This window comes from Streptomyces pseudovenezuelae (genome assembly GCF_029892565.1).
Lineage (GTDB): Bacteria > Actinomycetota > Actinomycetes > Streptomycetales > Streptomycetaceae > Streptomyces > Streptomyces pseudovenezuelae_A.
Genome location: NZ_JARXVH010000001.1, coordinates 381,592 through 400,409 on the forward strand (window position 1 = coordinate 381,592; position 18,818 = coordinate 400,409).

Below are 18,818 nucleotides of genomic sequence, written 5' to 3' on the forward strand. Positions count from 1 at the left end.
GGCCCCTTACGGTGTGGTCAGCCCGAGCAGTCGGGCGGCGTTCTCCTTGAGGATCCTCGGCCTGACCTCGTCCTTGATCGGCAGCTTCTCGAAGTCGGCGAGCCAGCGGTCCGGGGTGAGGACGGGAAAGTCGGAGCCGAAGAGGACCTTGTCCTTGAGCAGCGTGTTGGCGTACTGCACGAGCTGCGGCGGGAAGTACTTCGGCGACCAGCCGGACAGGTCGATGTGCACGCCCGGCTTGTGCGTGGCGACGGCGAGCGCCTCGTCCTGCCAGGGGAAGGACGGGTGCGCCAGAATGATCTTCAACTCCGGGAAGTCGGCGGCGACATCGTCGACATGCAGGGGGTTGGAGTATTTGAGCCGGATGCCGCCCCCACCGGGGACACCGGCGCCGATACCCGTCTGGCCCGTGTGGAACAGGGCGATGGTGCCGGTCTCCTCGATCACCTCGTAGAGGTCGTACGCCACCGAGCGGTCGTTGGGGAAGAAGCCCTGGATGTTGGGGTGGAACTTGAAGCCCTTGACCCCGTACTCCTCGACCAGGCGCCGGGCCTGCTTCACCCCCGCCTTACCCCGGAACGGGTCGATGGAGGCGAAGGGGATGAGGACGTCGGCGTTGGCGGCGGCGGCCTCGGCGACCTCCTCGTTCGGGACGGGCGCGGTGCCGGTCGCGGACTCGGCGTCCACCGTGAAGATCACGGCGGCCATGCCGCGCTCGCGGTAGTACGCGGCCGTCTCTTCGAGCGTGGGTTTCCGGTTGCCCTCGACCTTGAAGTAGGCGGAGGAGGCGTCGTGCAGGTCCTCGTCGAGGGATGAGTGCCCCTTGGAGGAGACCTCCGCGTGGGTGTGTACGTCGATCGCGACCAGTCCGTCGACGTTCATCGACGGCGTCGAGGGGGACAAGGGGGACATCACGCCTCCGGGAGCTTGGGCGCCGGGATGCCGACCGACTGGAGCTCGGCGCCGACCGAGGTGGGGAAGGCGTCGGCGAGGGTGTCCGGGGTCCAGCCGCCGTCGGCGTACGCCGTCCTGATCTCCTGCGGATGAGACCAGAGTGCCACCTTGTCGCCGCCGATGCCGATGGCCTGACCGGTCACTCCCCGGGCCTGCTCGGAGGCGAGGTAGGGGACGAGGGCCGCGCAGTCCTCAGGGGTGCCGAAGCCCTCGCCCTTGCGCAGGAAGCCCGGCAGCGGCTCGCCGTTCTTCATGGCCTCGATGTACGGGGCGAAGGCGGGGATCGTCTCGGTCATCGCGGTCGCGGCGACCGGCACGATCGCGTTGACCGTGATGCCCGCGCGGCCCAGCTCCATCGACCAGGTGCGGGCCATGGCGGCGATGCCGGCCTTTGCGGCGGCGTAGTTCGTCTGCCCGAAGTTGCCGCGCTGGCCGGCCGGCGAGCCGACCAGGATCAGCGTGCCGCCCTCGCCCTGCTCGCGCATCCGGACGGCGGCGGCGCGGGCGCAGGTGAAGGTGCCCTTGAGGTGGGTGGTGAGCACCGCGTCGAAGTCCTCGTCGGTCATCTTCCACAGCACCTTGTCGCGCAGGATGCCGGCGTTGGTGACCAGCACGTCGAGCCGCCCGAACTCCGTCACCGCCCGGTTCACCAGCCGGTCCGCGGCCTCGGCGGTGCCGACCGGGACGACCTCGGCGACGGCCGTGCCGCCCGCCCCGACGAGGGACTTCACGGCCTGCTCGGCCACCGCCTCGTCGACGTCGTTGACCACCACGGAGGCGCCATGGGCGGCCAGGGCATGGGCATAGGCGAGGCCGAGGCCCCGGCCACTGCCGGTGACGACGGCGACCTTGCCGGTGAGATCGATGCTGGGCACGGGGGTGTCCCTTCACGAGCTGATGCGGGTGGTGCGGCTTGGCGGCGCGCGGCTACCGCTTCGAGACGCGTGACTGCGACTTCGAGACGGTAGTTGCGGCTTCGAGATCGAAGCTAAGAGCAATAATTGTTGACGTCAATAGTTGTTGATTACCCGATGGTGCGGGATGCTGTAATTCCCAGCACCCTCAGCACGTATCGAGCCGCACCGGGAGCCCGCCATCGCACGCCAGCACGTCACCCCGAACCCCATCGACGCGGACGAGCCGTGGATGCGCGGGCTGCACGCGGACACGGGCTACCTGCTGTACCGCCTGGGCCTGCGCTCCGGTCAGTTGTTCAACACGTTCCTCCAGGAGTCGGGGCTGCGCCTGCGCCACTACGCGGTGCTGCGTTTCCTCGCCACCTCCGAGGGCGCCCTGCAGCGCGAGCTGAGCGCCCGGCTCGGCTACGACCCGAGCGCGATCGTCGGCCTGGTCGACGACCTGGAGAAGCAGGGCTTCGCCGAGCGCCGCCCCTCCCCCGACGACCGCCGCAGCCGGATCGTCGTGCTGACCGAGGACGGCCGCGCCTTCCTGCGGGACACGGACGAGGCGGGGCTGCGCGTGACGAACGACCTGCTGGGACCGCTCGGTGCGGCCGAGCGCGAGACGCTGCACACGCTGCTGCTGCGGATGACCGAGGAGGGCTTCGGCTCGCCATGAGCGACAGCCGCTCCGCGCCCGACCGGCTGCTCGCCGTGCTCGCCGCCTTCGACCACGAGCACCCCGGCCTGTGCCTGACCGACATCAGCCGCCGGGCCGGCCTCACCCTCACCACCGCGCACCGGCTGGTGGCCGCGCTGACCGAGTGGGGCGCGCTGGAGCGGGACGAGTCGGGCGTCTACCACGTCGGACTGCGGCTGTGGGAGATCTCCGCGCTCGCCCCGCGCGGGCTCGCGCTGCGGCAGGTGGCGCTGCCGTATCTGGAGGACCTCTACGAAGCGACGCACGAGAACGTGCAGTTGGCGGTCCGGGACGGCGGCCAGGTCGTCTACACCGAGTGGCTGTCGGGGCGTTCGGCGGTGGGCGTGCACATCAGGGTCGGGGCGCGCTGGCCGCTGCACGCCACCGGGGTCGGGCTGGCGCTGCTGGCCCACGGGGAAGCCGAGTTCCAGGAGGAGTACTGCGCCGGTCCGCTCGCGTCCTTCACGCCGTACACGGTCACCGATCCGGGACGGTTGCGCCGGCTGCTCGCCGAGGTGCGGCACACCGGGATCGCCGTGAGCAGCCGGCAGGTCACGGCCGACGCCCTCTCGGTCGCCGCGCCGGTGCGGGGGCCGGGCGGCACGGTGGTCGCCGCCGTGTCGGTGGTGGTGCCCCAAGTCGAGGCACAGGTACCGGTGTTGGTGCCCGCTGTACGGCTGGCGGCGCGCGGCATATCCCGGGCGCTGGGGTGGCGGCCGGAGCGGAAGGAGACGTGAGGTCATGAGGTCCGGCGTCGGGGCGAGGCGGATGCCGACCGTAGGACAGGGCGGACGCCACTCCTCTGAACATCGGCCCCCGGATATCCCTCTCACCGGTGAGGACCAGGCCACCATGCCCTCGTGATACTGGAACGGCCCTTGCCCCGAGGAGCCGCCCATGTCCCCGCAGTCCTCCTTCGCACACTCCTGGTTCGCGCAGCTCAACACCCGGCTGCGCACCGCGAATCCCTACGCCGTCGACGCCGCGCTCGCCACCCTCGTGCTGTTCGCCGTCTCGCTCCAGTGGCTCTTCCCCGACGAGGGCGACGACCGCCTGACCTGGCAGGGCTGGCTGCTGGGCGCGGCCACGGCGGTGCCGCTGGTGTGGCGGCGCCGGGCGCCGTTCGGTACGGCCTGCGCGGTGTCGGCCGCGACGCCCGCGATGGCGGTCTACCACGCGCCACCGCCGGACGTGGTCTACGGCGGACTGGTCGTCCTCTACACGATGGGCGCCCAGGGCCGGCCGTGGCAGCGGCGCGTGATGCTGGCCGGCTGGGTCCTCGGCGTCACGCTGACCATGCACCACAAGGAGGACACCCGGCCCTTCGAGTACGCCTTCCATCTGATGACCATCCTCTGCGCCTACGCGCTCGGGATGCTCACCCGCGTCCAGCGCGCCTACACCGCGGAGTTGGAGGACCGGGCGCGTCGGCTTGAGCGGGAGCGCGCCGCCGACACCGCGCGGGCGACGGCGCAGGAACGCGCGCGGATCGCCCGGGACATGCACGACATCCTGGCGCACGCGGTGAGCCTGATGGTGGTGCAGGCGGAGGCAGGGCCGGTCGTGGTGCGCAGTGATCCGGCGCGCGCGGAGGCCGCGTTCGACGCGATCGCGGGGGCCGGGCGGGACGCGATGGGGCAGCTGCGGCGGATCCTCGGGGTCCTCAAGGAGGAGCAACGGCAAGGGACTTCACCGCAGCCGGGGGTGACCGCCCTGCCCGAGCTGCTCCGCCAGGTCGGCGAAACCACCGGCCTGCGCGTCGAGTTGAGCACCTCGGGCGAGCCGTGCCCGCTTCCGCCGGACACCGGGATCGCCGTCTACCGGGTGGTCCAGGAGGCCCTGACCAACACCGTGAAGCATGCGTACGCTTCCTCCGCGACGGTCCGACTCGACTGGACGGAGCGGGAGTTGACCCTGACGGTGACGGACGACGGCCGGGGCCCGTCGGCTCCCGGCGACGGCGGACACGGGCTGATCGGCATCCGGGAACGGGCTGCGGCCTGCGGGGGCACCGCCGAGGCGGGGCGCGGACCGGACGGGGGCTTCCGGGTCGTCGTACGTCTGCCGGTGGCCGCGGACCGGCAGGCGGCGCTGGGGTGAGCATCCGCGTGGTCGTCGCCGACGACCAGGAACTGGTGCGCAGCGGGTTCACCATGATCCTGGAGGCGCAACGGGACATGGAGGTGGTCGCCGAGGCCGGGGACGGCGAGGAGGCGGTCGCCGCGGTGCGGCGGCACGCGCCCGACGTGCTGCTGCTCGACATCCGGATGCCGGTGATGGACGGCCTGGAGGCGGCGCGGCGGGTGTGCGCGCAGTCGAGCTGCAAGGTCGTCATGCTGACCACGTTCGACCTGGACGAGTACGTGTACGAGGCGCTGTACGCGGGCGCCAGCGGCTTCCTGCTCAAGGACGTCCGCCGCGACGACCTCGTGCACGCCGTGCGGGTGGTCGCGGCCGGCGACTCGCTCCTCGCGCCGACGGTCACCCGGCGCCTGGTCGCGGACATCGTGCGACGGCGCCGCGAGGAGGCCGCCGCCTCGGTCACCCCGCAGCGGCTCGACGTCCTGACGACCCGCGAGACGGAGACCCTGACGCTGCTGGCCCGCGGGCTGTCCAACGCCGAGATCGCCACGACCTTCTTCGTCAGCGAGCACACCGTCAAGACCCATGTCAGCAATGTGCTGAGCAAGTTGGGCCTCAGGGACCGGGTGCAGGCGGTGATCTGCGCCTACGAGACGGGGTTGGTCGTGGCGGGCGCGCCGGGGACGGACGGGCCGTCGGCGGAGGACAGTTGACGGAGCGCCGTTGACGGAAGGGCCGTTGGCGGAAGGGCCTGTTCCTCCCGCGCGGGAGTGAGTCGCGGCCCCGTCTCCCCCGTACGACGGAGTCCCGGAAACCGCTCCCTCCGGCGATCTGGTGGCACCCCCTCCCGCACGAGCCTGAGGGGCATGTCCATCGATGCCTCGCACACCTCGCAGGGAGGGACCGTGCTCTCCGCACTCGCCCGGACGGCCACCCGTCGTCCGCTCACCGTGATCCTGTTCTGGGTGCTCTTCCTGTTGCTCGGCTTCGGGCTGGGGACGGGCGTGTTCGCACGACTCTCCGACAACGTGCCCGAAGTCCCGGGCACCGAGTCCGAGCGCGCCGCGCAGTACCTGGACCGCACCGACCCGACCGGCGAGTCGATCACCGCCGTCGTCGAGGGCGTCGCGGTCACCGATCCCGGACTGCGCGGCCAGGTCGAGCGGGCCGTCACCGACGTACGCGCGATCGCCGGGGTCGCCGCCGTGCCGGACCCGTACACGACCCGCGGCCTCACCGCCGAGGACGGGCGGGCCCTGCTCATCCCGGTCACCCTCACGGGCGGTCTCGACGACGACGCCGAGGAGCGGGCCGTGGACGCGGCGGCCGACCGGATCAAGGAGATCGACGCGCTCGAAGTCCACGTCAGCGGCGGCCCGTTGCTGGGCACGCAGATCGGCGAGCGGGCCCAGGAGGACGTACGGAACGCCGAGTTGATCTCCCTGCCGGTCGTACTGGCCCTGCTCCTGGTCGTGTTCGGCGGACTGCGTGCGGCCGGGCTGCCGCTGGTGATCGCGGTCAGCGGGATCGCGGGCGCGTTCCTGGCGCTGTTCGGCTTCAGCCAGGTGACCGACATCTCGGTGTACGCGATCCAGGTGACGACGATGCTGGGGCTCGGACTCGCCGTGGACTACGCCCTGTTGATGCTGGTCCGCTTCCGCGAGGAACGCCGGCACACCGACGACGTCGTCGAGGCCGTGCACCGTACGGTCGGCGCGGCCGGGCGGACCGTGCTGTTCTCCGGGTTCACCGTGGCCGTCAGCCTGACCGGGCTGCTGGTCTTCCCGAGCGTCTTCCTGCGCAGCATGGGCCTGGCCGTGGCCGCAGTGGTGGTCATCGACATGCTGGCCGCGCTGACCCTGCTGCCCGCGCTGCTGACCAGGTTCGGCGGCAGGATCCCGCCGGCGAAGACCCGTGCGGAGGGCGAGGAGGGCCGTGTCTTCGCCCGCCTCGCCCGTTTCTCGGCCCGCCATCGCGTCGCCGTGGTCGCCGTCGTCGTACCCGTCCTGCTCGTCCTGGCGCTGCCCGCCGCCGGCATGAAGATCCAGATCGGCGACGCCACCCAGCTCCCGACGAGCACCGAGGCACGCCAGTTGTACGACACCGTCGACGCGCACTTCCCCCCGGGCACCGGCGTCTCCCCGGTCACCGTCGTCCTGAAGCCGGGCACCGACACGGCGACCGCCGACCGCATCCGGGCCCTCTCCCCGACCGCGCAGACCCGCCAACTGCCCGGCGGCACAAGCATCGTTGAGATCCAGCCCTCTGGGATCGTGGACGGCAAGGCGGCCACCGACCTGGTTCAGCGGGTCCGGGACGTACGCGGTGACACACCGGTCCAGGTCACCGGACCCGCGGCCCGACTGGTCGACTTCCGCGCGATGCTGTCCGACCGGGCGCCGTGGGCGGCGGTGACCGTGCTCATCGGCATCTTCGCCCTGCTGTTCGCCTTCACCGGCTCGGTGTTGATCCCGCTGCGCACGATCCTGACCACACTGCTCAGCCTGGGCGCCGCGCTCGGAGCGGTGGTCTGGGTCTTCCAGGACGGGCATCTCGCCGGGGTACTCGGCGCGGAGGGCCTGGGCGCGCTGAGCCTCACGGCACCCCCGCTGATCATCGCGATCGCCTTCGGACTCGCCATGGACTACGAGCTGTTCATCCTGGCCCGGATGCGCGAGGCACGGCGGCGGACGGGCGACGACCAGGATGCCGTGGTGACCGGTCTGCGCCGCTCCGGCCGCGTGGTGACCTGCGCCGCGCTGCTCCTCGCCGTCGTCTTCGGCGCCTTCATGACCGGCGGCTTCTCCCCCATCCTGCAGATCGGGCTCGGCCTCACCCTCGCCGTCCTGATCGACGCGACGGTCGTCCGGATGCTCCTCGTCCCGGCGACGATGGCACTGCTCGGGCGCTACGCCTGGTGGGCACCGAAGCCGCTGCGCCGGGTGCACGACCGGTTCGGACTGCACGAAGAGGCGCCTGAACAGCGGGAGTTGAGCCGGAGCAACTGACGTCACCTCAACTCCCCACCCCCGCAAGCCCCTCCCGCATCCGCCGATCCCGCGGCGCCTCCTTCCGGTCCAACCGCGCGTCCAACAGCCGTCGTGCCGCCTCGCACCGGCCCGCCGCCACCAGGGCGTAGAGCAGCGTCTCCTCGACGACCTCCCGTTGAGCCGAGCTGCCGCCCACCCGGCGCAGGACCGGGAGCAGGGCGTCCAGGCCCCGGGCCGCCTCCTGGAAACGCTCCTCCACCAGCGCGGCGAACGCCTCGCACAGCGGGACGATCACTTCGCGCTGCACCTGGTCGGCGCCGGCGGCATGGTCGCGCAGTCGCTGCAGGGCGGGGAGGTCTCCGGCGGCGGCAAGGGCCACGGCGGCGTGCAGGGCGGTGAAAGCGGTCGCGGGGCGTTCCAGGACCTCGTGGGTCACCGATTCCAGGACGTCCGAAGTGGGCAGCTCGCCCGGCCAGTTGTCGCTCAGCCGGGCCCGCCACAGCAGCGACCCCGAGTCGACCAGCGCCCGCACCCCGGTCACCACCCGCCCCGGCGCGAGCTGGGCGAACCAGCGTCGGCGCACGGCGTCCGGGTCGTCGAGGGCCAGTTCGTGCAGCGCGATGTGCCAGGAGAAGTGCGCCCGGTGCACGGCGCCCCGGCCCTGCCCGGCGACCCAGGCGTCCAGCCAGTCGCGGCCCGCCTCGTGCGCGCCGGACTCGTAGTGGACGTGGGCGAGCGCGTGCACGGCGTGTCCTGAGGCGGGCTCGGCGGCCAGCGCGCGGTGGGCGAGCTCACCGGCCTCGTGCAGCCGCCCCTGCTCCTGGCGCAGAAAGGCCAGCAGCGAGGTGTGGAACCAGTGGCCTTCGTGCGCGGCGGACGTCGCCTCGACCAGGCGCAGCGCCTGGTCGTCGTCGAGGTCGGTGACGCCGGAGAAGGCGATGGTGGGCACGGCGACCGCGAGGGCGAACGCGTCGGCGGGGTGCGCGTCGAGGTGTCGTACGAGTGCGGTGTCGCCGTTCTCGCCGTGCACCCGGCGTGTCACCACCTCCACGAAGGACCGCTCCCGTTCGTCGCCCCGTTCGCGCGCGCTGCGCTGCGCCTCGGCCAGAGCCCGGGGTACGTCGACGGTGGCGCCGCACTCGTGGCCCAGCAGGGCGAGGGCCGCGTGGGCAAGGGCGAAGCCGGGGTCGAGCGCGACCGCGCGGGCGAAGGCGTCCTCGGCGCCGGCCCGGACCTTGAGGACCCGCTCCAGGCCGGTGCGGTAGGCGGCGGCCGACTCGGCGTGGGTGGAGAGGGCGAGGTCGTGTCCGTCGACCGGACGGCGGGAGGGGCGGCGGTTCGCATGGCGCTTCGGGGCGAGTGGGGCGAGCAACTGCCTGGCCAGGGCCGCCGCTTGGACCCGGATCTCGGGGATCGCGGTGGTCTCCCACAGTTCACCGCGGCGCGGGGCGCCCAGCGTGAACAGCGGCCGGTCGGCACGGCCTTCGGCGTCGAGGAGCCGTCCGTCGAGTGTGGCCACGCCCATGCCGAGCGGCCCGGCCACCGCGGCACCGGAGTCGAGCAGAGAGCGCCAGAGGGGGGCGTCGGAGCGGCGGCCGGGTCCCGTGCAGTCGATCACCCAACCGACGTTCAGGAAACGGCCGTTGGAGAGGGTGACCGCGAGCGCGCCCTCGTGCTCGACCACGTCCGTGACCGCGCCCGTGTGGACGGTGAGCCGGCGTGCCGTGCGGGCCCGGGAGACGGACTCGGCGGTGGCGGGGGCCATGCGGTGGCGGTGGGTGTTCCACAGGGCGCCTTCGCGGGCCAGGAACTCGGCGCGGTCCTCGGGGGTGAGGCTGTGCCAGAGGCGCGCGGTGTGCGGGCGCAGGCTGTCGAGGGCGGGGCGCCAGTCGCCGTGGGTGCGTACGGACCGGCTGATGTGCCGGTAGACGGCGCGGCGCAGCCGGCCCAGCGAGGTGTCGTCGAGGCCGTCCGGTGGGGTCATCGGGCCGGCCGGGGTGAGCGCGTGCGGCTGGGGCAGCAGGCCGCTGCGGGAGAGGGCGTGCACCGTGCGGCCGGGGCGGTCGAGGGCGAGGGCGAGGTCCACGGCGGTGAGACCGGTGCCGACCAGGAGGACGGCGGCGGTGTCGGCCCGCGGTCCGTCGAGAGCGCCCGTGGTCCAGGGCTCGGCGACGAAGCGGGCCGAGGCGCGCAGGGCGGGCGGGGCCCAGCCTGCGGCCGGGGCGGCGGGGCCGGTGGCCAGGACGGCACTGTGCGCGGTGAGGTGTCCCCCGTCGGCGAGGTGGAGGTCCACCCGGCCGTCGGGGGTGCCGGTACAACTCTCGGCGAGGGTGCGCAATCGACGTACGGTGACCGTGCCTTGAGCGCGGACGATCGCCTGCGCGAGGGTGTCGGCCAGGTAGGCGCCGTAGCGGTAGCGGGTCGCGAAGTCGGCGGCGGTGACCGTCGGTTCGCCGTGGCGGCAGAGCCAGCGGGTGAAGTGGCCGGGGTCGTCGGGGTAGCAACTCATGCCGCCCGAGGGCACGTTGAGGCGGTGGCGCGGGTCGCGGGTGGCGTAGGCGGTGCCGCGGCCGGCTTCCGGGGCCGGATCCAGGAGGACGAGGTCGAGCGGGGTCCGGCGGCGCGTAGCCGTCTCGCAGAGCTGGACGGCGGTGAGGGTGCCCGCCGCGCCCGCTCCGACGATGGCCACGGTGTGCCGCTCGCGGACTTCGGTCACGAATACCTCCGGCTGTGATCGGCAGCGGAGCCGCGGTGAACGGAACTCCGCCTTCAGTCGTTCCTCGCTTCCGAACTATTCCGACCGGGAAGGTGGGGAAGCCATGCCGGGACGGGGATCTCACCGGATACTCAGCGCCCCGGTCGGGGCGTTCATACTCTGTTCACAAACCCGGGCGCCCCGACAACCGTGCTTTCAGGCCTTCTCTCACCGTGTCCTCACAGGAATCTCAGGGAGCGGCCCACGGATTCAAAGGATCAACCCATGTCCGCGGCGCAGGATGCACCCGCAAGGTGGATTTCTCAGGAAGGCCTGCCGTGGGCGCATCGCACATATCGAACCGGTCCGAGCAGCAGTCGGGGAGGTGGTCCCGGCGCGGGATACTCACCGCGCTCGGCGTGGTACCGGCCGCCGTCCTGACCGGGTGCAGCTCGGCGGGCGCCTCGGAGGGCGACACCACGAAGGCCGCCGCGTCGGGCGTCGCCTCGGCCTCAGCCACGAAGCGGCCCACCATCACGGTGAGTCCGGCCGACGGCACCAAGAAGGCCGGGTTCGCCAGTCCGGTCGAGGTGACCGTGACCGACGGCACACTCGCCTCGGTCAAGGTCACCGGAAATGACGGTTCCACCTTGGCCGGTTCACTCAACGACGCCAAGACCAAGTGGACGTCCACGAAGAACCCGTACTCGGGTACGAAGTACACGGTCGCGGCGACGGCCCAGGGCGCCGCCGAGCAGACCGCGACCTTCACCACCAAGGCGCCCGGCGAGACCTTCGTGGGCTACTTCACGCCCGAGGCGAACACCACCTCCGGCGTCGGCATGCCGGTGTCGATCAACTTCACGCACGCCGTGGCCGACCGGGCCGCCGTCCAGAAGGCGATCACGGTGACCGCCGAGCCGGCCGTCGAGGTGGTCGGCCACTGGTTCAGCGACACCCGGCTCGACTTCCGCCCCGAGACGTACTGGGCGTCCGGCACGACGATCACGCTCAGCCTGCGCCTGAAGGACATCGAGGGCTCCGACGGCGTCTACGGCGTCCAGTCCAAGGACGTCACCTTCCACATCGGCCGTGAGCAGATCAGCACGGTCGACCTGTCCACCAAGGAGATGGTGGTCAAACGGGACGGCGCGACCCGCGCCACCTACGCCGTCTCCGGCGGCGACTCCGACCACACCACCTGGTCCGGGATCATGGTGATCAGCGAGCGCTTCAAGCAGACCCGCATGGAGTCCTCGACGGTCGGGCTCGGCGACGAGTACGACATCTCCGACGTCCCGCACGCCCAGCGCCTGACCACCTCCGGCACCTTCGTGCACGGCAACTACTGGGCGTCCACCGCGGTGTTCGGCAACCAGAACACCAGCCACGGCTGCGTCGGCCTGCACGACGCCAAGGGCGCGAGCGACACCTCGGTGCCCGGCTACAAGTTCTACGACAGTTCGATGCTCGGCGACGTCGTCATCGTCAAGAACTCGGGCGAGAAGACGGTGGATCCGGCCAACGGCCTCAACGGCTGGAACATGTCGTGGGCGAACTGGAAGGCGGGCAGCGCCGCCTGAAGGCCGTCCCGCGATGATCACACCCGGTCCGGATCAGCAGGCGGACCCGAGGACGATGTCTGCGACCTTCTGGTGGACCGGTCCATCAGAGAGAGCCCGATGACGGCGAGGAGCGCGAACCCGGCCGGTATGAGGAAGACGTGGGGCAGACCGAGCGCCGCGACTCCCAGTCCTCCGACGGACCCGCCCAACGCGGAGCTGAGCGCGGTGGAGCTCATGAAGATCGCGGAAGCGGTGGCCACGGCGCCGGGGAGAAGGCGCTGGGCCATGATGATTCCGAGCGCCGCGAAGACCCCCCACACCCCGCCCATGAGGATCTGCCCGGCGAAGAGTCCGGGCGCGCTGGCGGTGGTGGCGAAGCAGATGTTGGCGGCGACGCCGAAGCCGGCCGCGACGACCATGAGCCGCATCATCCCGATTCTTCGGGCGGCCAGGACGGCGAACGGCATCAGCACCAGTTCCACCAGCGGCTGGATGCCGATGATCGCGCCTTCGACCCCGGAGGGGAAGTGCAGGCGCTCGATCATGTAGATCGGCAGATACGCGTATTTGACCGGCTCGCCCGCGTACACGAACACGTACAGCGCCGTGAACAGCAGCAGTGGTCGCATCGTCCGCATCTTCGTCCGAAGGGGCGCGGCCGGCCGCACCTTCTTCGGCGACGGGCCCGCGGGCGCCGGTTTCGAGGGCGTCCGGAGCATGCCCAGCGGCACGAGCTGCGCCAGGGCGAGCAGTGCGGTGGCGAACAGCATGGGCCGTAGTCCGAAGCGGGCCGCGAGGACGGCTCCGGCGGACGGTCCGACGATCCAGCCGGCCGTCAGCGCCATCCGCACGACGGAGACCACCCCGTCGCCGACCGGGCTGGGCCGGACGCTCAGCTCGTCGTGGATGGCGGCGAAGATCTGGGAGGCGGCGCCACCGGCGAACCCAAGGACGACGGCGCTGATGACGAAGGGCATCCACAGCTGCGTCGCGCAGGCGATGCCCGCCCAGCCCAGGAAGCCCGCGACGGCGCACACGCGAAACAGCCCCAGCCGTCCCCCGGTGCGGTCCGACCGCGCACCGACCAGGTAGCCGGCCACCGGCGCGGTCAGGTTGGTGAGGTAGAACAGGCCGGCGGTGGTCAGCGAGCCGCCCAGCTCCCTGGTCAGGAACAGGGCGATCTGGGGCGCGGCCGCGGACTGACCCAGCCCCGCCAGAAACAGGGCGATGGTCGCGCCGCGGTACAGGGGCGAGGCCAGCACCAGTCGGAGTGCGGAGTCCTGTGCCGCCTGCTCGGCCGCCACCACCCCCGGGACCACGTCCTCGACGGAACCCGACTGCCGCCCGATGTCGTCATGTTGGCTCATGCGCGGACCGACGTCCCCCCTGCGGCAGCGAACTCCGCGCTGCCGCGTCCGAATTGAGGCCGGTCGACGATGGACTCCAGCCAGGCATGGGCTCGTTGCCGCTGAGGCGGCTGTTGCCGGTGTCGAGGTCGATGGTCGGCGCCGGGCGATCGATGCGCCCCTTGCCGGCCTTGTCAGACCGTCTTGACGACGGTGTTCGTGCCTTCGAGCGCGGCGACTTCCTCGGCGGGCGCCGAGGAGTCGGTGACGAGGGTGTGCAGGAGAGCGGAAGGGCCGACGTAGGCGTGGGCGGTGCGGCCGAGCTTGCTGCCGTCCGCAGCGGCGATGACGCGGCGCGCGGAGGCGATGCTCGCCTTCTTCACCGCCGCGTCATCGAGGTCGTAGGCGGTCAGGCCCTCGGCCGCGCTCAGGCCGCAACAGCCGATGACCGCGGTGTCGAAGCGCAGCGCCGACAGGGAGGCGAGCGTGAGAGGGCCGGTGAGAGCCCCCTCGGCGGCGCGGGGCCGTCCGCCGGGCACCATCAGCGTGGTCGAGCCCGGCGCCTCGCCGAACAGGTGGATGGCCTGGAGCGACAGGGGCATCACCGTGACCGGCCGTTGACGCAGGAGGCGGGCCACCTCCAGGCAGGTGGTGCCACTGTCCAGGAGGACTGTCTCACCGTCGGTGATGAGCGAGGCCACCTCGGCCGCGATCCGACGCTTGGCGTCCACGGCCTCGCGGGCGCGCAGCGCGAAGGGCGGCTCCTCGCCCCTGAGCAGCAGGGTGCGCGCTCCGCCCCGGACGCGTTCGAGAACGCCTTGCGCGGCCAGCGTGTCGAGGTCGCGTCGGATGGTCATCTCCGAGGCACCGGTCAGCTCGGCGAGGTCCTGGACCGTGGCGCTGCCCGACTCTCCGACGGCCCGGGCGATCAGCCCGTGCCGGTCCGTGTTGGTCATACCGCGATTGAACACCAAGAGAAATGAACATTCAATGCGTTCACTAAGCTGACTTTCGCACAGAAAAAATGTTCGTTACGGTGGCGGCATGGATCGTTCACTTCGAGCCGCCCGTGTGGCGACCTTCACCTACTTCATCCTCTGCGGAACCCTGATGGGCACCTGGGTGGTGCACATCCCCGCCATCGAGGAGCGCGTGAGCATCAGCCACGCGACGTTGGGGGGCCTGCTGGTGCTGCTGGGGCTCGGGGCCTTCATCGGTATGCAGGTGGCCGGGCGTCTGGCCGACCGCCTCGGGGCGCGCGTGGTGGTCCCCGTCGCCGGCGTTCTGTGCAGCGCGACCCTGGTGCTGCCCGGCCTGCCCCGTGATCCGGGGACGCTGGCAGGCGCCCTGCTGATCTTCGGCTTCGCCAACGGCTGCCTGGACGTGAGCATGAACGCCCACGCCGTGCATGTGGAGAAGGCGTACGGCCGACCCGTCATGTCGGCCTTCCACGCCATGTTCTCCGTCGGCGGCGTCATCGCCTCGCTCTTCGCAGCGGGTGCCGCGAGCATCCGGATGAGCCCGGCCGCGACCATGGGCATCCTGGGAGCAGCAGGCGTCGTGACCGCACTGGCGTCGGCACGCGCCCTGCTGCCGGCCACGCCGCCACCCGCCGCCGGCGGCTCCGCGGAAGAGGAGCGGGCACCGGCCGCGAAGCGGCACAGCGCCCCCGGGCGCATTGGGATCCTCGCCTGCCTCGCCCTCATCGTCATGCTGTGCGAGGGGGCCGCGAACGACTGGAGCGCCCTGCACCTGAAGGACATTCTCGGCGCACCCGCGAGCACCGCCGCCTTCGCGTACGGCACCTACGCGGCGGCGATGACCATCGGCCGGCTGCTCGCCGACCGTCTCGTCGCCCGGTTCGGGTCCATGGCCATCCTGCGCTACGGCTCGGCGACAGCCGCCGTCGGCATCACGATCGCGGCCGTCTCCCCCTGGGTATGGTCCGCGTTCGCCGGATGGGCACTGTTCGGCCTGGGACTGTCCGGCTGTGTCCCCCAGTTGTTCAGCGCGGCCGGGCACGCCGACCCCTCCGCCGCCGGCGCCAACGTCTCCCGTGTGGCAAGCCTCGGCTACGTCGGCATGCTTGCCGGCCCTGCCGTCATCGGCTGGATGACCCATCTCGTGGCGCTGAACCACGCCTTCTTGCTGCTGACCCTGCTGTGTGCGATCACCGCTGCTGCCGCGGGAGTCCTGCGCGCCCAATCCGATCGCACGCGCGAGACGGCACACGGCAGCCACCGACCGCCTGTGCGGCACGACCCCTGACACCGTGCCGCGCAGGCTCGGACAGGACCTGGGCGCCGGGCAGCCACAAATGGCATTCATGGGGTGAACTCACCTGTGGGGTACGGATTTTCCTTGTTTTAACTCTTGACGACCGGAGTGGCGGGGAGCACATTGGGCGCACTTTGAGAGCGCTCTCAAGAGTGGTCTCGAAGTGGCACCCGCTCTTCCCCTCCCCTCCGTACCCGAGAGGCACCCCACATGCGTGACACCTCCGGAACTCGCCGTAGACGGCGCCCGCTGCGGCGGGCACTCGTCGCCGCTCTCGGCACCCTCGGTCTCGCGGCGGCCGCCGCGCTGGCCGCCGTCCCCGCCGCGAACGCCTCCGCGCCCACACCCCCGGCGGGCTGGTCGCAGGTCTTCCTCGACGACTTCAACGGCACCGCCGGCACCGGCGTGAACACCGCCAACTGGCAGTACGACACCGGGACTTCGTATCCGGGCGGCCCCGCCAACTGGGGCACCGGCGAGGTCGAGACGATGACGAACAGCACCACCAACGTCTCGCTCGACGGCTCCGGCAACCTGCGCATCACCCCGGTGCGCAACGCGGCCGGCCAGTGGACCTCGGGCCGCATCGAGACCAACCGCACCGACTTCCAGCCCCCGGCCGGCGGCAAGTTGCGCGTCGAGGCCCGCATCCAGATGCCCAACGTCACCGGCACCGCGGCCGAGGGCTACTGGCCGGCGTTCTGGGCCCTGGGCGCCCCCTACCGCGGCAACTACCAGAACTGGCCGGGCGTCGGCGAGCTGGACATCATGGAGAACGTCCAGGGGCTCAACAAGGTCTGGGCGACGCTGCATTGCGGCACCAGCCCGGGCGGCCCGTGCAACGAGACGACGGGCATCGGCAATTCGGTCGCCTGCCCCGGCTCGACCTGCCAGTCCGGCTTCCACACCTACTCCATGGAGTGGGACCGCTCGGTGAGCCCCGAGGCGATCCGCTTCTACGTCGACGGCGTCAACTACCACACGGTGACGGCGAGTCAGGTGGACGCGACCACCTGGGCCAACGCCACCAACCACGGCTTCTTCCTGATCCTGAACGTGGCGATGGGCGGCGGCTTCCCGGACGCGTTCGGCGGCGGCCTCGACGGCGACACCCGGTCCGGCGTGCCGATGGTCGTCGACTACGTCCAGGTCCTGTCGGCAAGTGGGAGCGGTACCACACCTCCGCCGACCGGCAACCGGGACGCCTACAGCGCCATCCAGGCCGAGTCCTACGACAGCCAGTCCGGCACGGTCCCCGAGACGACCACCGACAGCGGCGGCGGCCAGGACATCGGCTCGCTCGCCAACGGCGACTGGGCGCAATACAAGGGCGTCAACTTCGGCTCCACGGCGGCCCATCAGTTCGTCGCGCGGGTGGCGAGCGGTGCGGCCTCCGGCGTGAGCGGCCTGGTCGAGGTGCGCCTCGACAGCCGTACCAGCACCCCCATCGGCAGCTTCGCCCTCGCCAACACGGGCGGCTGGCAGTCCTGGCGGACGGTCCCGGCCAACATCAGCGCGGTCACGGGCACGCACGACGTCTATCTGACCTTCACCAGCGGCCAGCCGGCTGACTTCGTGAACGTCAACTGGTTCGACTTCGGGCACTAGTTCCGGCTAGGGACCCGGGGACGCGTCGACATCGCCGTCCCCGGGCACCGCCGTAGCGACATCGGGGCTGGGTGACACCGACGGGACGTCCGCGGGACGGACCGGCTCCCCCCGTCCCCGGTGCGCCTCCACGAACAGGACGCCGACCACCACGGCGGCCAGGAGGAACAACGCGAGGGCGGTACGGCGGACGGGGTGAGCGACGGTGAGTCGGAACCGGGCCTGCGCGGACGGCGGGGCGGCGGGTCGCAGATCGAACCGGTCGACGGAGTCGGCCCGGGCGCGCAGGGCGTCACGCAGCCGTTGTTCGAGGGGATCCGGGTGCGGGCCGGAGCCGGAGTCCTGGTCAATCATCGGACGCCTCCGGCATCACGTGTGGCTTCATCTCGGGGCCTCCAACTGTCGGCGCAGGGCAGCCAGTGCCCGGCTCGCGGTGGACTTGACCGCCCCGCGGGACAGTCCCAGGGTGTCGGCGATCTGGGCCTCGCTGAGGTGGGACCAGTACCGCAGGACCAGCACCTCACGCTGTCGCCGGGTCAGCCGGTGCAGGGCGGCGATCACCTCTCCGTGCTCCTCGCGCAGCAGCACGGGTTCCTCGGCCGAGGGTGCGTGGCCTTCGCGTTCGGGGACGTGGGCTCGTACCGTGCGGCGGCGGCGCAGGACCGAGCGCGAGGTGTTGACCACGCTCGTCCGCAGATAGGCGTCGGGGCTGTCCAGGCCGGCCAGCGTCCTGCCGTAGCGGCGGTAGAGCGCGGCGAAGACGTCCTGCACCACGTCCTCCGCCGTGGGGAGGTCGTCCACCAGGAGCAGGGCCAGGCGGACCAGGTCCAGACGGCGGTGTGAGTAGAGCTCGTCGATACCGGGCTCGTCGAGATCGGCGTAGGCAGCCGGTGAGCCCGGCACCGACGGTGGCGGCCGGCCCGCCGAGGTCCCCTCTCCCCTTTGCGACAGCCCGCGCACCAGGCGGCCCCACGCCCGGTGCAGTGCGTCCGTCCAGGTACGGGTGGGGTGAAGTACCGCTCTGTACCCGCCTGTTGGCACACCGTGGGGCTGGGCCGGGGCGGCCGGGATCGTCGCTGCCTTCATGCATCTCCTGGACACGATCGTGTTGACACCCTCCGCGCCGAACCACCGGGCGGAGGGACGGTGGAGCCGCCGGACACCCGTCCGGCGGCTCCACCTCAGCCCGGGCTCCCCGTCAGTGCTTGGCGGGAGCGGGCTTGGCCTCCCTGAAGGGGCCGTGCGGGGTGCCGTACTTGTCACCCGGGACGGGCACCGCGGTGACCGCGTCCCCGTCGCCCGGAACGGGCTCCGCGCAGTCGTCGCCGTCGTAGTAGATGTTCTCGGTGGAGTCGGGCTTGGGGAGGTCGTCGTCCCCGCCCGGCACCGCGTCGACGGGGTCGGGGTCCGGGTTCGGGTCCGGATCCACGCACACGTCGGTGACGGACACTTGCTTGAGCTTGTGCTGCGGGGCGGACGCGGCGCTGTCGGCGTGGGCGGTGAGGGTGCCGCCGACGGCGAACGCGGCGGCGGCGACCGTGGCGCCCAGGGCGAGACGGACGCGGCCCGAGCGGAGGCTGTGTCGGAGAGCCTGACCTGCGGACATGTTCTTCCTCGAATCCTCGATGGTGACCGGTCTGTCGGGACGAGCACCACGGGTGGCTTCCCGTGGTGAAGCCCCTGGCCCGGAGGCGCCTCCACC

The 18,818-nt window shown here is 71.7% G+C and carries 16 protein-coding genes; 8 read left to right on the forward strand and 8 right to left on the reverse strand.

Translation table 11 applies throughout. From position 1 onward, the window contains the following. Positions 1 to 6: 6 nt before the first annotated feature. Complete coding sequence (locus M2283_RS01740) at positions 7 to 882, reverse strand: amidohydrolase family protein (protein ID WP_280874683.1); 876 nt, start codon at positions 880 to 882, stop codon at positions 7 to 9. Between the two features lie 29 nt (positions 883 to 911). After that, on the reverse strand, positions 912 to 1,829 hold the full coding sequence (locus M2283_RS01745) for an SDR family NAD(P)-dependent oxidoreductase (protein WP_280874115.1): 918 nt from the start codon (positions 1,827 to 1,829) through the stop codon (positions 912 to 914). A gap of 271 nt (positions 1,830 to 2,100) precedes the next feature. Here M2283_RS01745 and M2283_RS01750 point away from each other — a divergent pair, with 271 nt between their 5' ends. The 5 genes from M2283_RS01750 to M2283_RS01770 all read left to right on the forward strand — a co-directional run bounded on the left by M2283_RS01750 (position 2,101) and on the right by M2283_RS01770 (position 7,643). Then, positions 2,101 to 2,532, forward strand: a complete 432-nt coding sequence (locus tag M2283_RS01750) for a MarR family winged helix-turn-helix transcriptional regulator (protein ID WP_280874116.1) — start codon at positions 2,101 to 2,103, stop codon at positions 2,530 to 2,532. Next, entirely contained in the window at positions 2,529 to 3,290 is a 762-nt protein-coding gene (locus tag M2283_RS01755; RefSeq protein ID WP_280874117.1) for an IclR family transcriptional regulator, read from the forward strand. The genes M2283_RS01750 and M2283_RS01755 overlap by 4 nt, the downstream gene beginning before the upstream one ends. Before the next feature lie 160 nt (positions 3,291 to 3,450). Further along, complete coding sequence (locus M2283_RS01760; RefSeq protein ID WP_280874118.1) at positions 3,451 to 4,653, forward strand: sensor histidine kinase; 1,203 nt, start codon at positions 3,451 to 3,453, stop codon at positions 4,651 to 4,653. Further along, positions 4,650 to 5,348, forward strand: a complete 699-nt coding sequence (locus tag M2283_RS01765) for a response regulator transcription factor (protein ID WP_280874119.1) — start codon at positions 4,650 to 4,652, stop codon at positions 5,346 to 5,348. Before M2283_RS01760 ends, M2283_RS01765 begins: the two co-directional genes overlap by 4 nt. Positions 5,349 to 5,540: 192 nt before the next feature. Further along, a complete protein-coding gene (locus M2283_RS01770; protein WP_280874684.1) occupies positions 5,541 to 7,643 on the forward strand; it encodes an MMPL family transporter in 2,103 nt (700 codons plus the stop codon). A gap of 7 nt (positions 7,644 to 7,650) precedes the next feature. On the opposite strand, the gene M2283_RS01775 is transcribed toward M2283_RS01770, so the two are convergent. Beyond that, positions 7,651 to 10,341, reverse strand: a complete 2,691-nt coding sequence (locus M2283_RS01775) for an FAD/NAD(P)-binding protein (protein ID WP_280874120.1) — start codon at positions 10,339 to 10,341, stop codon at positions 7,651 to 7,653. Between the two features lie 317 nt (positions 10,342 to 10,658). On the opposite strand from M2283_RS01775, the gene M2283_RS01780 reads away from it, so the two are divergent. Beyond that, positions 10,659 to 11,903 (forward strand): L,D-transpeptidase, encoded by a 1,245-nt coding sequence (locus M2283_RS01780; protein ID WP_280874121.1) that lies wholly within the window; start codon positions 10,659 to 10,661, stop codon positions 11,901 to 11,903. A 17-nt stretch (positions 11,904 to 11,920) separates the two neighbouring features. Here M2283_RS01780 and M2283_RS01785 read toward each other — a convergent pair whose 3' ends face one another. Then, the gene (locus tag M2283_RS01785; RefSeq protein ID WP_280874122.1) at positions 11,921 to 13,252 is read right to left on the reverse strand and encodes an MFS transporter; all 1,332 of its coding nucleotides are present in this window, start codon (positions 13,250 to 13,252) and stop codon (positions 11,921 to 11,923) included. 173 nt (positions 13,253 to 13,425) lie between these two features. Next, entirely contained in the window at positions 13,426 to 14,187 is a 762-nt protein-coding gene (locus M2283_RS01790; RefSeq protein WP_280874123.1) for a DeoR/GlpR family DNA-binding transcription regulator, read from the reverse strand. Between the two features lie 88 nt (positions 14,188 to 14,275). Between M2283_RS01790 and M2283_RS01795 the strand changes: the two genes are divergently transcribed. Both M2283_RS01795 and M2283_RS01800 read left to right on the forward strand, forming a co-directional pair. Next, positions 14,276 to 15,499, forward strand: coding sequence for an MFS transporter (locus M2283_RS01795; RefSeq protein ID WP_280874124.1), 1,224 nt, complete (start codon positions 14,276 to 14,278; stop codon positions 15,497 to 15,499). Positions 15,500 to 15,718: 219 nt separating this feature from the next. After that, complete coding sequence (locus tag M2283_RS01800; protein WP_280874125.1) at positions 15,719 to 17,116, forward strand: glycoside hydrolase family 16 protein; 1,398 nt, start codon at positions 15,719 to 15,721, stop codon at positions 17,114 to 17,116. A 6-nt stretch (positions 17,117 to 17,122) separates the two neighbouring features. Here M2283_RS01800 and M2283_RS01805 read toward each other — a convergent pair whose 3' ends face one another. The 3 genes from M2283_RS01805 to M2283_RS01815 form a co-directional block, all read right to left on the reverse strand. Continuing rightward, positions 17,123 to 17,470 (reverse strand): hypothetical protein, encoded by a 348-nt coding sequence (locus tag M2283_RS01805; RefSeq protein ID WP_280874126.1) that lies wholly within the window; start codon positions 17,468 to 17,470, stop codon positions 17,123 to 17,125. A 27-nt stretch (positions 17,471 to 17,497) separates the two neighbouring features. After that, entirely contained in the window at positions 17,498 to 18,202 is a 705-nt protein-coding gene (locus tag M2283_RS01810; RefSeq protein ID WP_280874127.1) for a SigE family RNA polymerase sigma factor, read from the reverse strand. Between the two features lie 112 nt (positions 18,203 to 18,314). Continuing rightward, positions 18,315 to 18,722: a hypothetical protein gene (locus M2283_RS01815; protein WP_280874128.1), complete on the reverse strand. Its 408-nt coding sequence runs from the start codon at positions 18,720 to 18,722 to the stop codon at positions 18,315 to 18,317. Positions 18,723 to 18,818: the final 96 nt, after the last annotated feature.

What these genes read in the sequence shown, in the direction of transcription:
- M2283_RS01755 (WP_280874117.1), top strand. Translation starts at nt 2,529, where the DNA reads ATGAGCGACAGCCGCTCCGCGCCCGACCGGCTGCTCGCCGTGCTCGCC.
- M2283_RS01785 (WP_280874122.1), bottom strand. Translation starts at nt 13,252, where the DNA reads ATGAGCCAACATGACGACATCGGGCGGCAGTCGGGTTCCGTCGAGGAC.
- M2283_RS01740 (WP_280874683.1), bottom strand. Translation starts at nt 882, where the DNA reads ATGAACGTCGACGGACTGGTCGCGATCGACGTACACACCCACGCGGAG.
- M2283_RS01805 (WP_280874126.1), bottom strand. Translation starts at nt 17,470, where the DNA reads ATGATTGACCAGGACTCCGGCTCCGGCCCGCACCCGGATCCCCTCGAA.
- M2283_RS01760 (WP_280874118.1), top strand. Translation starts at nt 3,451, where the DNA reads ATGTCCCCGCAGTCCTCCTTCGCACACTCCTGGTTCGCGCAGCTCAAC.
- M2283_RS01815 (WP_280874128.1), bottom strand. Translation starts at nt 18,722, where the DNA reads ATGTCCGCAGGTCAGGCTCTCCGACACAGCCTCCGCTCGGGCCGCGTC.
- M2283_RS01790 (WP_280874123.1), bottom strand. Translation starts at nt 14,187, where the DNA reads ATGACCAACACGGACCGGCACGGGCTGATCGCCCGGGCCGTCGGAGAG.
- M2283_RS01810 (WP_280874127.1), bottom strand. Translation starts at nt 18,202, where the DNA reads ATGAAGGCAGCGACGATCCCGGCCGCCCCGGCCCAGCCCCACGGTGTG.
- M2283_RS01800 (WP_280874125.1), top strand. Translation starts at nt 15,719, where the DNA reads ATGCGTGACACCTCCGGAACTCGCCGTAGACGGCGCCCGCTGCGGCGG.
- M2283_RS01795 (WP_280874124.1), top strand. Translation starts at nt 14,276, where the DNA reads ATGGATCGTTCACTTCGAGCCGCCCGTGTGGCGACCTTCACCTACTTC.
- M2283_RS01750 (WP_280874116.1), top strand. Translation starts at nt 2,101, where the DNA reads ATGCGCGGGCTGCACGCGGACACGGGCTACCTGCTGTACCGCCTGGGC.